Origin of the sequence: Shewanella sp. SM73, assembly GCF_025653795.1 — a bacterium.
GTDB classification, from domain to species: domain Bacteria; phylum Pseudomonadota; class Gammaproteobacteria; order Enterobacterales; family Shewanellaceae; genus Shewanella; species Shewanella oncorhynchi.
This window is the reverse complement of the sequence record NZ_JAKKRY010000003.1, coordinates 97362-111840: the sequence shown is the minus strand read 5'-3', so window position 1 is coordinate 111840 and position 14479 is coordinate 97362. Positions and strand designations below refer to the sequence as shown.

General features: G+C 44.0%; 9 protein-coding genes and 1 tRNA gene. 5 read left to right on the top strand and 5 right to left on the bottom strand.

All coding sequences use genetic code 11. The annotated features are described in order from the left end of the window. The first annotated feature begins 8 nt into the window (after window positions 1-8). Window positions 9-3128 (top strand): multidrug efflux RND transporter permease subunit, encoded by a 3120-nt coding sequence (locus L5M51_RS05860; RefSeq protein ID WP_263171959.1) that lies wholly within the window; start codon window positions 9-11, stop codon window positions 3126-3128. Between the two features lie 465 nt (window positions 3129-3593). On the opposite strand, the gene L5M51_RS05855 is transcribed toward L5M51_RS05860, so the two are convergent. Next, complete coding sequence (locus tag L5M51_RS05855) at window positions 3594-5363, bottom strand: flavocytochrome c (RefSeq protein WP_263171958.1); 1770 nt, start codon at window positions 5361-5363, stop codon at window positions 3594-3596. 226 nt (window positions 5364-5589) lie between these two features. Between L5M51_RS05855 and L5M51_RS05850 the strand changes: the two genes are divergently transcribed. The 3 genes from L5M51_RS05850 to L5M51_RS05840 all read left to right on the top strand — a co-directional run bounded on the left by L5M51_RS05850 (window position 5590) and on the right by L5M51_RS05840 (window position 8893). Further along, window positions 5590-6618, top strand: a complete 1029-nt coding sequence (locus L5M51_RS05850; protein WP_263171957.1) for a porin — start codon at window positions 5590-5592, stop codon at window positions 6616-6618. A 123-nt stretch (window positions 6619-6741) separates the two neighbouring features. Further along, window positions 6742-7623 carry a LysR family transcriptional regulator gene (locus L5M51_RS05845; RefSeq protein ID WP_263171955.1) on the top strand — a complete coding sequence of 294 codons (882 nt, stop codon included), beginning with the start codon at window positions 6742-6744 and terminating at the stop codon, window positions 7621-7623. Window positions 7624-7666: 43 nt separating this feature from the next. Then, on the top strand, window positions 7667-8893 hold the full coding sequence (locus L5M51_RS05840; RefSeq protein ID WP_263171954.1) for a DUF819 domain-containing protein: 1227 nt from the start codon (window positions 7667-7669) through the stop codon (window positions 8891-8893). A gap of 348 nt (window positions 8894-9241) precedes the next feature. Here L5M51_RS05840 and L5M51_RS05835 read toward each other — a convergent pair. Next, a tRNA-Pro gene (locus L5M51_RS05835) sits at window positions 9242-9318 on the bottom strand. A gap of 311 nt (window positions 9319-9629) precedes the next feature. Next, on the bottom strand, window positions 9630-11159 hold the full coding sequence (locus L5M51_RS05830; protein ID WP_263171952.1) for an alpha/beta hydrolase: 1530 nt from the start codon (window positions 11157-11159) through the stop codon (window positions 9630-9632). Between the two features lie 239 nt (window positions 11160-11398). On the opposite strand from L5M51_RS05830, the gene L5M51_RS05825 reads away from it, so the two are divergent. After that, on the top strand, window positions 11399-11899 hold the full coding sequence (locus tag L5M51_RS05825) for a DUF6942 family protein (protein ID WP_263171950.1): 501 nt from the start codon (window positions 11399-11401) through the stop codon (window positions 11897-11899). Window positions 11900-12016: 117 nt separating this feature from the next. Here L5M51_RS05825 and nadE read toward each other — a convergent pair whose 3' ends face one another. Both nadE and L5M51_RS05815 read right to left on the bottom strand, forming a co-directional pair. Continuing rightward, window positions 12017-12847 carry an ammonia-dependent NAD(+) synthetase gene (nadE, locus tag L5M51_RS05820; RefSeq protein WP_263171948.1) on the bottom strand — a complete coding sequence of 277 codons (831 nt, stop codon included), beginning with the start codon at window positions 12845-12847 and terminating at the stop codon, window positions 12017-12019. Window positions 12848-13048: 201 nt separating this feature from the next. After that, window positions 13049-14353: an inosine/guanosine kinase gene (locus L5M51_RS05815; protein WP_263171947.1), complete on the bottom strand. Its 1305-nt coding sequence runs from the start codon at window positions 14351-14353 to the stop codon at window positions 13049-13051. Window positions 14354-14479: the final 126 nt, after the last annotated feature.

Genomic DNA, 14479 nt, shown 5'->3' with positions numbered 1-14479 from the left:
AAGTCGCCATGCCGCAGTTTTTCATCAATCGCCCAGTATTTGCTTGGGTGATAGCCTTATTTATCGTACTGATTGGCGTCATAGCCATTCCACAATTACCCATATCCCGCTACCCATCAGTGGCACCTGTGTCGGTGAGCATTTATGCCGCTTATCCAGGAGCCACGCCACAGACACTTAATGACTCTGTAGTAAGCCTAGTCGAGCGCGAATTGTCGGGAGTGAAGAATTTACTGTACTTCGAATCATCGGTGGACAGCTCGGGCAGTGCACAAATAACCGCCACCTTTAAACCGGGCACGAATGCTGAAATGGCCCAAGTGGACGTGCAAAACCGCATTAAGGCTGTCGAACCACGCCTACCTCAAGTTGTACGGCAGAGCGGTCTGCAGGTTGAATCGGCCGCTTCAAGCTTTTTGATGATGATTGGTATGACCTCACCTAACGGCCAATTCGACGAAATCGCGCTAAACGACTATTTGGCGCGCAATATTGTCGAGGAGCTGCGTCGAATCGACGGTGTTGGTCGCGTGCAATTATTCGGTGCCGAGCAAGCCATGCGCGTCTGGGTAGACCCGAATAAACTCACCGCCTATAACCTGACAATGAACGACCTTGCTACAGCTATTGAGCAGCAAAACGCACAAATAGCCCCAGGGCGACTCGGTGATGAACCTGTCTTACAGGGACAACGACTGACGGTCCCCCTAACAGTGCAAGGACAACTCAGCACGCCCGAGGAGTTCGCTGCTATCGTCCTACGTGCCGATGCCGATGGCGCAAAATTGGTTCTCGGTGATGTGGCTCGGGTCGAGCTGGGCGCTCAGTCCTATGGTTTTTCTAACCGTGAGAATGGTGTGGCGGCGACCAGTGCTGCTATCCAGCTCTCGCCAGGAGCCAACGCTGTACGCACAGCTTCTGCGGTACGTGAACGTCTAGCCGAACTGGCGCTGAGTATGCCTGCTGGCATGAACTACTCAGTGCCATTCGATACAGCCCCCTTCGTCAAAGTGTCTATCGAAAAAGTAATCTATACCCTGTTTGAAGCTATGGCGCTGGTATTTATGGTGATGTTTCTGTTCCTGCAGAACCTGCGCTACACACTTATACCAGCAATCGTCGCGCCCATAGCGCTACTCGGTACCTTCGCGGTGATGTTACTGGCTGGCTTCTCAATCAACTCGCTGACCATGTTCGGCATGGTGCTGGCCATTGGCATTATTGTTGACGATGCGATTGTGGTGGTGGAAAACGTTGAGCGACTGATGGCTACCCAAGGACTGTCGCCGCGGGAGGCGACCTCGCAGGCGATGAAGGAAATTACCGGCGCGGTGATCGGTATCACGCTAGTGCTGACCGCCGTATTCATCCCCATGGCCTTCGGCAGCGGCTCGGTGGGAGTGATCTACCAACAATTCACATTGTCGATGGCGGTGTCTATTCTGTTTTCGGCCTTCCTCGCACTGACCCTAACGCCAGCACTATGCGCCACGCTACTGCACCCAGTTAGTGCTAATCACCATCAAAAAGGCGGTTTCTTCGGTGCCTTCAACCGGAGCTTCGAGCGCCTCACCGCAGGTTACAGTGAACGCGTAGCACGATTGGTTGGACGCAGTGGACGTATGATGGCAGCATTTGCCGTACTCTGCATGGTGCTGGTCCTCGCTGCTGGGCAATTGCCGTCGTCCTTCCTGCCAGAAGAGGATCAAGGCTATTTCATGACCTCCATCCAATTACCCACAGGCGCTACCAGCGAGCGCACGCTGGATGTGGTCAAAGCCTACGAGGCGCACGTCGCCTCACGCCCTGCACTGGATGCAAATATGGTAGTGCTGGGCTTTAGCTTTGCAGGCTCCGGTCCCAATGCAGCCATGGCCTTCACTATGCTCAAGGACTGGGATCAACGAAATGGTGCTACGGCTGCCGAAGAAGCGGCACTGGCGCAGCAAGCTATGGCTGATAACGTTGAAGGCACAGTGATGAGCCTGATGCCGCCAGCCATTGACGAGCTGGGCACATCCTCCGGTTTCACTCTGTTCCTGCAGGATAGAGCTAACCGGGGCGAGGCTGCATTGATAGCTGCACAGACACAATTACTGGCACTGGCTGCGCAGAGCGAGGTGGTCAGCGATGTCTACCCAGACGGCCTACCGCCCGGTGAGAGCATTAGCCTGAATATCAATCGGTCAAAAGCCGAGGCTATGGGTCTGTCCTTTGCCACTATAAGCAATACTCTGTCGGCTGCCATGGGCTCACTGTACGTTAACGATTTCCCTAATGCCGGCCGTATGCAGCAAGTCATACTGCAGGCTGATGCCTCGGTGCGAATGCAATTGGATGACGTGCTCGGCCTGCGCGTGCGCAATGCTAGCGGGGGCATGGTGCCTCTACGGGAAGTAGTGACGGCTGAATGGAAAGAGTCGCCGCAGCAAATGATGCGCTTTCAGGGCTTCCCTGCTATGCGTATTTCCGGGGGGGCTGCAGCAGGCGTTTCCAGCGGCGCAGCAATGACCGAGATGGAACGCTTAGTGGCGCAATTGCCGCAAGGGTTCGCGGTAGCTTGGACGGGGGCATCATTGCAGGAGCGCCAATCGGCGGCGCAGGCACCGTTGCTAATGTTGCTGTCCGCTCTGGTAGTATTTCTGGTACTCGCTGCGTTGTACGAAAGCTGGTCGATCCCACTTTCGGTGATGTTGGTCGTGCCGCTGGGTCTGCTGGGCGCGGTAACGGCAGTAATATTGCGTGATATGCCTAACGATGTGTTCTTCAAGGTGGGAATGATCACCATCATCGGTCTATCGGCAAAAAATGCTATCCTCATCGTCGAGTTCGCCCGCCAATTGCATGCCGAGGGCCATACGCTGATAGATGCTGCAGTGACCGCTGCACGCTTGCGTCTGCGTCCAATTTTGATGACCTCATTGGCATTTACTCTCGGAGTAGTACCCTTAATGCTTGCGAGCGGCGCCAGCGCCGAAACTCAGCATGCAATCGGTACTGGCGTATTCGGTGGCATGCTCAGTGGCACCTTGCTGGCAATATTCTTCGTACCGGCGTTTTTTGTCTTTGTCATCGGCACACAAGAGCGCTTGAGTGCCTGGCTTGCGCGGCATAATACTGCCAAATAGCCTCACCCGCTTTGATGCTCTGTAGGAAAGTCTACCAACACAATCCTATTGAGCATTAAAGCTGATCAATATATGTGTAATAATTTTAAACGCTGGAAATGTAGGTTCAGTGATAGTAATCGTTACTGCGTATCCGGCTTAAGGTTCCGACGTTCAAATCTGTAATTGGTTCTCTAAGAAGTGGTGCAATGCTGGACTCGCCTACAGTGTATTATTCGATTCATGGAAAGAGTAAGTACATTTCGCCAATATTCCCGCGCTATTTAAAAAGATGAAGCCATCGAAAAGTGAGCAAAATCCCTGATATCTAATGCTGCCGACAAATAAAAAAGAGAGGCTACATTAGCCTCTCAAAAATAGCAGGGGAGCACTTTAACTCAAGCAATAATTTTATTGCTAATATTTACGATGAATAAAACTTGAGATGTTGTGAGAGACAATAACGAGTCTCTCACTGATTTAGCATTACTTTGTATTTAGAGCATGTTTGGCAGCATTTGTCCCTGCGATTTTACCGAAAATCACAGTATCAGCGACAGCGTTACCACCCAGTCGATTATACCCATGAACACCACCAGTCACCTCTCCCGCCGCAAATAAACCTTTGAGCGGTTGACTTTGTATATCGAGTACTTCAGCTTTAGTGTCAATGGCAACTCCCCCCATAGTATGATGGATGCCAGGAGCAACTTTTACGGCATAATAAGGAGATTTTTCTATTGATAGCGGCATCTGCTCACGGTTAAATGCCTCATCTTTACCCTGTTTGAAATAATGGTTGTAGTTTGTGATAGTTTTGTCTAAAACACTTGGGGTCATTCCTGTTATTTTTGCAAGCTCTTCAACAGTATTGGCCTTTTCAAGCATTTCTAAATGATCATACCCCTGAACCATTTTAGCTTTTTTATATAATTCATTATCAAATACTAGCCAAGCATATTGTTCAGGTTGTTTTAGAATGGCATCGGAGGCTTTATCTCGAGTCGTTAATTCATTGATAAAGCGATTGCCTTCTTTATTAACCATTATGGCCCCGACACCTCGAACCGTTTCTGAAATTAATATACGACTATCTTTTCCTACTGTTGGATGTGTCTGGATCCAATCAATATCAGTCATACTTGCACCGACTGCTTTAGCAAGTTCAATACCATCCCCAGTTGAAGTGATATTATTTGAACTTGTCATGCCTTTAAATGTAGGGCGATAAAAAGCAATCATTTCTTTGTTAAACCCATAACCACCTGTGGCTAAAACAACCGACTTAGCTGCAACCATATAGTGACCAGAGTGTTTACCGTGGATGACAACACCCACAATTTTTTGTTCATCATCAACAACCAATTTAACAACTTTGGAGTTGAGTCTTGTATCAACCCCTTCTTTATCTGATGCTTTTCTTAGTACATCAATAATATGTGGACCAACACTTAAACCACCAGATGGACGATGTGTTCTATCGACTCTAGCGCCGCCAGAGCGTTTTAAATCATCCATATTGGCGCCCAAAGATTCTAACCATTTAATGCCATCAGCAGATTGCTCCGCTAATATTTGCACCAATTTAGGGTCGTTAGCATATCGACCGCCTTTCATTGTATCTTCGACATACCATTCGATTTTATCATCGACTTTATGATCTTTTTGCTGAACTGTACCCACAGCATTATACCCGCCTGCGGCGAGCATAGAGTTACCACCACTAAATGGTGCTTTATCAAGCAATATAACGTTAGCCCCCGCCTTTTTAGCTGCAATCGCAGCATTAAACCCAGCACTACCGGCTCCAACAACAATCACATCCGTTGTTTCTTTAGGACCTGCAGCTATCGCTTTATTTATGGCTTCATTATCCCAACCTTTGTCCCACGGTTCTTTAGATTTGGCTTTATTAAAAGGCATGTCGAGCCCTTTAAATGAATGACATTCATTACAATATAATTTTGGTTGTTCATGTCCTTTATGACAAGACGTACAATTAATATCACCTAAGTGTGAAGAATGTGGGTCAATTTCTAGTTTGGGATTTGCTAGTTTTCCATAATCACCATGACAGGATTTACATTGTTTATTTTCAAATGTCTCGCTATCGCTCACTTTATTGGGTGCTGTATGGCAGGTTTTACAACCATTAACATCTTTATGGAATGATGCTAAATCATTTTTATTATCAGCAGCCCATGATGACGCCGTTAAAATCGAACAGACAATAATACTCAAGTATTTTATCTTCATGCAATTCTCCAGTTTTTATTTTGGTAAGATTTGGCGTGATGATAGTTTCTTAATTTTTTTAAATAGTGATATAGAGCAATAAATTGAAATCATTAAATATAACTTAACACACTTTAAGTTATGCTTAACTCGATGTTTTTGTTGATTAGATGTGATCTAAAGCGGAGATGTGTTTGCTTAAATCTCTAATATGGCATTGCTTTTACATTCTAAAAAGGTGATGTCGATGAAAAATACTAAATATATTGGTTTTAGTTTTATTTTAATTTGTTCAACTCCAGCTTTATCTGAGCCACTAGATTTTTATGGAAGACTGTGGCTTGGTGTGGCCAACTCAAGTAATGGTCTTTCTGGTAACGAGAAAGTTGATGGATTTTCCCTTGAAAATTATGCATCGTATTTAGGCGTTAAAGGTGAGTATAGTGTATATGATAATTTTAGCTTGTTATATAAATTTGAAGCTGGGATAGAAAGCTTTGATAACGATGATTCTAATATTTTCAAACCGAGGAACTCTTACTTAGGTTTTAAAACTAACTATGGCTCGGCTGTTTTCGGAAGAAATGATACCGTTTTTAAAAGTGCTGAAGGTAAAGTGGATTTGTTTAATATTACCTCAAGCGATATGAATATGATCATTGCAGGTAACGATAGATTAGGCGATTCGATAACATTAAATAGCGTTAAGGTCGCTGGTGTTACTATGGGTATCAGTTATGTTTTTGATAAGGATTTTAATCAAAAAAATCCAGAACTTTCTGATAAACAAAACAATTATGCAATTAGTTTTTCCCTAGGCGATGCAGCACTTAAAAAGAATAGTCACTATATTTCAATAGCCTATGCTGATGGATTGAACCAGTTAGAGGCAACAAGACTGGTGGGTGGTGTTGCTATTTCATCCGTAAAATTGGGGGCTATGTACCAGCGCTCTGAGTCAAGTATTTATGATAATATTAAAGGTAACTCCTATCTGTTAAGTATGGTTGTTCCTATTAATAAATATGATATAAAATTTCAATATTTAAAAGATGATGCTGGGCTGGGTAAAGTGACAAAAAATGCCGGAGCAGATCTAAAAACACTAAAAGAGAGTGATGCAAGTCAATATTCAGTAGGCGTTGATTTTAAGGCTCAAAAGGATCTGACTTTTGGGGTAGGTATTTCCTATTTTGATGGTGACTATACTGACGCCAAAGGACATACTGAGTTTGATGACACTCTCATTTTTGTATCTACAAGATATCTATTTTAACCTCTATAGATAAAGCGGCTAAATAGCCGCTTTATAAAAATCAGATATTTATCATGTTAATTATTTATCGTTTTAAACTATTATACTGCTAGTATAACTGATTTTCCCCTCGCGGAGCATTTGATGCGGATAACATTAAGACAATTGATGATCTTTAAAGCCATACATTCTGAGAGGCAGATCTCAAAAGCGGCAAAAGTACTTCATATGTCAACGCCTGCTGTAAGTATGGCACTTAAAGAGTTAGAAAGCTCTTTAGGCTGCAGATTATTTGAGCGAGTGGCGGGAGGTTTGGTTGTAAATGCGCATGGAGAAATAATATTGCCTTATGCTAATGAAATGCTATCCAAGGGAAAAGAGTTAGAAAATATATTTTCATTCCCTGAACATGGCATTAAGGGGACGTTAACCATTGGGAGCAGTAAGACTGCTGGTAACTATGTATTATCTAAAAAAATTCCATTATTTAAGAACCAATATCCCGATGTAAAAATAAAACTAGTCATTGATAATAGTTTAGTGATTGAAAAAATGGTTTCAGAAAAAGAACTAGACTTAGGCTTTATTGATGCTAAACCCGCGAGTAAAAATCTCATTTGTGAGCATTGGTTACAAGATAATCTTTACATTGTGAGTGGCGTAACTCATCCTGCTGCAAATGGTTTAAATACAAAATCTTGGCTTAGTGAACAATTGTGGATATTCGACCATGAATCATCGTTCTCTCGAATTCGTGCAATTCAGTTATTAAAAAGCTTAAATATCCACGTTCGTGATGAAATCTGCATGTCAACCATTGGCTCTATTAAAAGGGCAATTGGAACAGGTATAGGTTTGAGTGTATTACCACTATTAGCGATTGACGCTGAATTAGCAAGAAAAGACCTTATTTTATTACCTGTGGATGGATGGGATTATAAACGAACTTATTGGTCAATTCAGCGTGAAGGAGAAGAATTATCTGCATTAAGCATGAGTTTCCTAGCCTTTAGTAAGCTACTGTAAAATATAACAATGTATACCAGCTATTCTTACTAGGTGAATTAAATTGATATCATCAGATCTTGGAATAGGATTTTTTTTAGTCTTTTTACTATGTAGTTTATTTTATACACACACATCCTCTATTACACTTTTTAAGCAAATTTATCGTATTTTTCCACTGATGCTAATGTGCTACGCCTTACCTGCCATCTTTAGCTCGCTAAATATTATTGATGCAAGTCATAGTCAACTTAGCGAAATGGCAAAAACACACTTAATGCCCGGTTGTTTATTTTTGCTGATTTTAGGCACCGATTTCTTTGCTCTCAGTTTAGTGGGAAAAAAACTTCTCGGTATGTACGTGCTAGGTGCTGTGAGCATCTGTATTGGCGGTCCATTAAGCCTATGGTTAGGCTCTATATTTTTTCCGAACGAACTCGTCTGGCAGGGAGATAATGCTGCTTGGAAAGGCATGTCAACACTGATGGCAAACTGGCTTGGCGGAACCGCCAATCAATTGGCTGTAAAAGAAATCCACAGTGTCGGTGATGCCGTATTTGCGGTAATGATGGCTATTAATATTCTTTTTTCCGGTATATGGATGGTTATATTACTTTTCATTGCAGAACGCCAAGATAAAATCGATGATTTCCTGAAAGCTGATAAAAGCTATAGACCGATATTTTGCACTGACATCAAACGTAAAGTGATAGGAAAACAAACAAGCTATTATTGGATTCTGATATTGAGCTTGACTTTTTTCATTGTAATTCTCTTTAGTGAAAAATTATCATCCTTCCTTGCAACAAGAATCGCTAATAGTTTCCCACACTTATTTAAATACAATCTTACTTCTGATTTTTTTTGGTCAGTATTAATTGCAACTTTTTTAGGATTATTCTTTTCATTAACAAATGCAAGACATGTGTTAGTCAAGGAAACTCAGCAAATAGCTCTTTTTTTAATCTATATCATGATAATGTTGATGGGGTTGAACTTTGATATTAGCGCATTGAGCGCCGCGCCCTATTATGTTTGTATCGCTCTTATTTGGTTCTCTATACACATTATTATCTTATTTATTTTTACTGTATTTTTTCGATTACCTATCATGTACTTCGCGATCGCGAGTCAGTGTAATATTGGTGGTGCGGCTTCTGCACCAGTTATCGCCAGCGCTTTTCACCCAAGGCTGGCTTCCGCTGCTTTATTGATGGCAGTTTGGGGTTATACTTGGGCTTCTTTGTTGGCGTGGTATTTTGGTTTTTTAATGCAGTTTATTCAACCATAAGACGGGAACAAAAAGTGTGTCCAACTAATTTTTTGCTCCCAATAAATGCCACTTCTGAATCTTCAAAGCATTACCCAAAGCTTTCAGAAAATGTCTATTTAACAATACAACTTATACATCCCCCCTATCAATCAAACCTCGAGGTGATTCAACACTGTGATAAAGTCGCAGCTACGCGCAGCCTGCCCATATTTATTATGTTTTTTCATGATTCAAGCTAGGACACTTTACCATGCATATACCTCAGTCTTTTGGCATGCTTAAAAAGAACTTTAAAATTCATAAAAATAAAAAAGCCTGCAAACGATTAAGTTAGCAGGCTTTTTAACTCTTATAAAAAGAGGAATTTGGTCGGTATGAGAGGATTCGAACCTCCGACCCCTGACACCCCATGACAGTGCGCTACCGGGCTGCGCTACATACCGAATTTTTAAGTATATTGCATACCTGTGCTGACTTAGCTAAATATAGTTTAGCGATAATCTTTACGGCTTTTGCTTAATTACTTATCACCTAAGATACTGTTTATGGGGTTTATCTTAAGCGAGCCAGAACTGTAGCAATTGCCTCGCAACTGCGCAAGGGCTTCATTACATCTCTTTGATCAACTGCTTAGTTTATGTTCTGAATGACACAATTTTCGTCGATAATGATTGCTCGATACTGATTACGTCCATACTCAAACAGGATTTAGCTGCAGAACAGACATAATGACACCCGTTTACTAAATCATCATTCAATGCGAGTGCATATGGGCGAGTCGGTACTCATCCATGCGCTCGAGTAGATATGGGAAAAAGGGATTCCATTTCTGTCGTAACATTTCAGATGCTGACACGCTATACAAGCCGCGCTCTCCCCGCGAAGCTGAGGCTCCGATTTGGATCCTATGTAAATCAGGCTGGATCACGGCGCCATAAAGCCCATCATCTATGCCAAAAGGTAGCGCAACATGGGATAAAGAATACACGCCTGCAGGCCAATATAAATCTAATATCCGCACGTTTTCAGTGACCTGAGTGAGCACTTTACCCTGTGCGTCTATATCCTGTGTATCTAAATTCTGTTCATCTAAACCCAGTTCATCTAAACCAAAGTATCGCGCCTGAACCTGCGTGGTTTCATTACTGATATTTTCCACCACAGTGCCACGATAATGTAACTCAGGGTTATTAATGTTCGCCAACAAGCCCGCAAGCGGATCATTGGACACCATCTTGGCATTCACATCGAGTCGGTTCATATCAAACAGCACTAGCTCATGACCTTTTTCAGGCAACGTTTGATACAGATTATTCACCACCGCCGCAGTTGAAACCGTTGCGTCCACCACTGACTGAAAAGTGAGTATCGACGGAACTTGCACCCGTTGCTTCGGCGTTAATCCTGCCAATAAACCTTGGTTACGCAGGGCTAATTGATAAACTACATCGCCCGCATTAACCGCAAAAGAGGTATATTTAAAGGGATCGTACTCTACTTGAATACTGTTCCATTGCAGTTTATCCAGCTCCAACAATCGTCCTATCCAACTCTGCCAGCGTGCGGCCGCCGCAGATGGCGCTAGCCCTATCGCGGGAGAGATAAAAATCATTCCATCATAATCAGGGGCTTTATCATGGCTTATACGTTCTAACTCATGGTTCAGCGCGACGGCGGCACCCGTCGAAAAAGCCACCACAAATAATGGTTTATCTTTCAGAGTTTGCCGCATATGCGCTGTGGCTAAATTCACCGCTGCGGCCAGATCTTGCCAATAAAGCTCAGTCAATCCACTTGGAATCGTGCCATGTCCTGGCAGTCTTAAACCGAGCACATGGGCTTTACCTTTAAAGTGCACTGCCACATTGGATAGAGCATAGGGCGAATCCGACATACCGTGGAGCAGTAATACTCCAAATTCGGCATTAGCCACAGACCATTCATAACTGCGATTCCAATTTTGTGGCCAATGGGCAGGATCAGATAAGCTGTTTTTCACATAGCGATTCACGGGAGATCGTTCAGAGGCAGGAATTTTCTGTACAACTTTGCGCTCAACTTCGGCGAATAGGCGCTCTTCTAGCGATAAGTACTCATTAAAATTAGCGAGTTTAGTATTATAATGGAACTCATTTTCTAGCTCGACCGTATGCCAAAGTGACAGCTCAGGGCGCGCATTAAGAAAATAGATCCCTGTCGCGAGTAACGCCACCACTATGCCAGTACTCGCATACACTGCAGCTAAAAATAGGTGTTTTGTTGAACCTATGATGATGGCCTTCATCGCTGTTCCTACATGAAGATAAAATGTGCAACTAGATTATACGGGTAGATAAAAACATCCTTCAAACGTTTTACCGCGATAAAATCTACTAGTGTAAACAGTACAATTTAATCACTCCAATTTAGTCACTTCAATTTAGTCACCCCAATTTACTCATCTCGCAATTTTATTAGCCGCATAGGCCTTAATCGGGTTAGGATCGAAAATAGTCTTATTCCAACGAAACTTATACACTCTCGATGATAATCGGTAATCCACACGCTAGGTTCGCCTACTATCTTCCTACAGCGCCGCTGGTACCTGAGAGCTGGCATTACACTCAGCCAGATGCTGTCGCGACTCTTATAGCTCTCAATGGCAATCATTGGCGTAAGATCTTCACTATTATGGCAAAAGTCAGCGCGGTTGGAGAAGATTGGCGCAGCTATCGTGACCAAGTGTTACTCAAGCAAAATGAAATGATCTGCATAGGCGCTATAGAGCTGATGGCAAACGCTAAGATTCATCTCATTGCGGGGCAAGTGGCCGCAAATGCTTTAGGGCTCACCATGTCCGTGAACGATTCCGGTGCGCAGCATTTAACTGCCCAAAATAAATCCATAACCGTACTTAAGCTGCCATCTTCGCTAGGACAGCATTGTTTACTCACGCCCTATTTGGATTATCGCCAATACCCAAACCAACTGATCGCCCTGACACGCCAACACTTAGCAACGCCAGAGCCCCACCACAGTGAATAATCCCATTATGATTGTGGTAACGGCTGTCACCACAGCATTAGTCACCAAATAACAAAGGCATAAAAAAGCACTCGTGAACAGAGTTCAAACGAGTGCATATTCAAGGACGATTCAGGGTTAGTCGTAAATAGTTGGAATAGGCTGACGTTTATGCTGCGTCGCCTTATAAATACCAATTAACTTGTCTTCAACCGCCTTGCCAACGTCTTTTCCCTCAAGGAAATCATCGATTTGCGCATAGGTTAGGCCAAGCGCGACTTCATCTTCGAGTAACGGTTTATTATCTTCTAAATCCGCGGTCGGCGCTTTATAGACTAACGATTCTGGCGCGCCAAGATACGCGGCGAGTTGGCGAACTTGGCGTTTGTTAAGACCAAATAATGGCGCTAAATCGCAGGCACCATCGCCCCATTTAGTGTAAAAACCTGTGATATTTTCGGCGCTGTGATCTGTCCCCACCACAAGCCCGCCTACGAGTCCGGCGAGTTCATACTGGGCGATCATCCGCATACGGGCTTTAACGTTACCCTTCACAAAATCCACTTTCGCCACATCGGGCAAAGGCAATCCGGCTTCGGCTAACGCGGCAACGGTAGCGCTGTGCACGCCATCAACCCCTTGATGCACATTCACAGTGACCAACTTAGAGGGCTGAATAAACTGACAGGCTAATTGCGCCTCATGCTCATCTTTTTGGATCTGATAGGGTAATCGCACAGCGATAAACTGGTAACCGCCTTGGCTATTTTCTTGGTTTAAACTGTCCACCGCTAACTGACACAAACGCCCAGCGGTAGAAGAATCCACCCCACCGCTGATCCCTAATACCAATGCCTTGCTACGCGCTTCTTTTAGTTTGGTTTTAATAAACGCGACACGACGTTGCACTTCGAACTCAGGCTCTATAGCCGTGAGTACCTTCATTTCTCTTAAGATTTGCGCTTTCACCGAAAATTCCACCTTAAATTATCGCTGTATTTGGACTACCTGAACCCGACTAACGTTAACATTTATTCGCAACTGCCTGTAGTTAAAATTAATGCTTAGTTAATTGATTATTGATAAACGCCATAAAAATAAGGGCAACAACGGTTTGCCGTTATTGCCCTAACGTAAATCAGTCAGTTTAATACCAATACAGCTACCGACTTATCTTTCCCAGTAGGATTCTTCTAAGCTGTCTTCGCGCTCAGGTAAACCGCGGGATAAACGCGGGCTATGCTGAGCTAAGACTTCATAGGCGACGCGGTTAGCATACTTACACACTTGAGAGAACGAAGAATAACACAGGCCATCGCGCTTATGTTTACTTGAGCCTGGCACGTTAGTCTTGTGGAAAGTATTGGCCGCCAGATCGTGCAATAACGCCGATAATGCGCCATCGCCAGCGCCATTAGTGTTACCGATTTTTTCAGGGCCGCCCATGTAAGGTGAAATGTGGGCAAAGACTTTGATTGGTGTTTCACAGTCACTTTTAAGCTTTGGACGGGAGAATTCATAACGATTAAATTCAGGGATAGCACCCGGCAACAGCGTGTGAGTCGTTTCGCGTTTTTCTGAGTCCTCGGTATAACCCGCAGTATAAAGCCCGATTGGACCCGCTGTGGTTAATACCATGTCGCACCATTCCAAGGCTTTTTCACTGGCAAGCAGAGGATCCCGTGAACCCGTTAAGGCTTCACCTTCGTCTTCATTCATCGCCAAAATGGTGACATGTTCTTTGATGAAGTTTTGCCACCATTGTGGATCTTCTTCAATCAAGAAACGCGTGCCTAAGGTTAATACCACGGGAACTTCGGCGGCTTTTGCATATTCGATAGCGCACATGGCCGCATCGGTAATACGGTCGCCATCACTGGCGCGCATCAAATACGCGGTCAACACTAAGGCTGAACTGCCCTGCACCACGTCTTTATCGATAAATTCAGGTGTGAGTTTATCCATAGCGCCTTTGCTGATCGCAAACGTTCGCTCGCCGCACTCAGAAATCAGGGTAAAACAGCGACCGATAGGACCATCTACAGGTTGTAGAAAGTTAAGGTCGACTTTAGAAGAGGTATTACATAAATAGCGGTAGGCGTAACTGCCCACTTCGATACTCTGACTCATTACCCCAAACAGCACTGAACGGTCATCGGCCAGAATAGAATAGTTGTGCACTGTGTTACCAATAGTGCCACCAGCAAATTCATCGCTAATCAAACCATGAATTTTTAACTCAGTGTAGAGTCTGTGGGCCTGTTCATCATTGATCAAGGTAGAATTGCCTTTGGGCAAGCCATAACGGCTCAGCAATTCGTCTTCCACTTTTGCTTCGATATCCACTAAGGTTTGATCAATACCGCTGATATAGGTCGCAAACGGCTGAGGCTGTTGAGTCAGCTGTTCAAGCAGCGGATCTCGGGTTTTAACCGGAAAATAATGTTTAGATTTACGCTGACCGGGAAACTTCATAGTGGCTCTCTTTTCCTGGCATCCATGCTAATTGGCGTCTGCCGAGGCGGTCAAGCCAAGCAGCATCCTAAAAATATTGAGTCTAGGCTAGCGAGACAAAAAAACCACCCCTTAGCCGGAAGGGCG

What these genes read in the sequence shown, in the direction of transcription:
- L5M51_RS05855 (WP_263171958.1), bottom strand. Translation starts at nt 5,363, where the DNA reads ATGAAGATAAAATACTTGAGTATTATTGTCTGTTCGATTTTAACGGCG.
- L5M51_RS05850 (WP_263171957.1), top strand. Translation starts at nt 5,590, where the DNA reads ATGAAAAATACTAAATATATTGGTTTTAGTTTTATTTTAATTTGTTCA.
- L5M51_RS05845 (WP_263171955.1), top strand. Translation starts at nt 6,742, where the DNA reads ATGCGGATAACATTAAGACAATTGATGATCTTTAAAGCCATACATTCT.
- L5M51_RS05830 (WP_263171952.1), bottom strand. Translation starts at nt 11,159, where the DNA reads ATGAAGGCCATCATCATAGGTTCAACAAAACACCTATTTTTAGCTGCA.
- L5M51_RS05825 (WP_263171950.1), top strand. Translation starts at nt 11,399, where the DNA reads ATGATAATCGGTAATCCACACGCTAGGTTCGCCTACTATCTTCCTACA.
- L5M51_RS05860 (WP_263171959.1), top strand. Translation starts at nt 9, where the DNA reads ATGCCGCAGTTTTTCATCAATCGCCCAGTATTTGCTTGGGTGATAGCC.
- L5M51_RS05815 (WP_263171947.1), bottom strand. Translation starts at nt 14,353, where the DNA reads ATGAAGTTTCCCGGTCAGCGTAAATCTAAACATTATTTTCCGGTTAAA.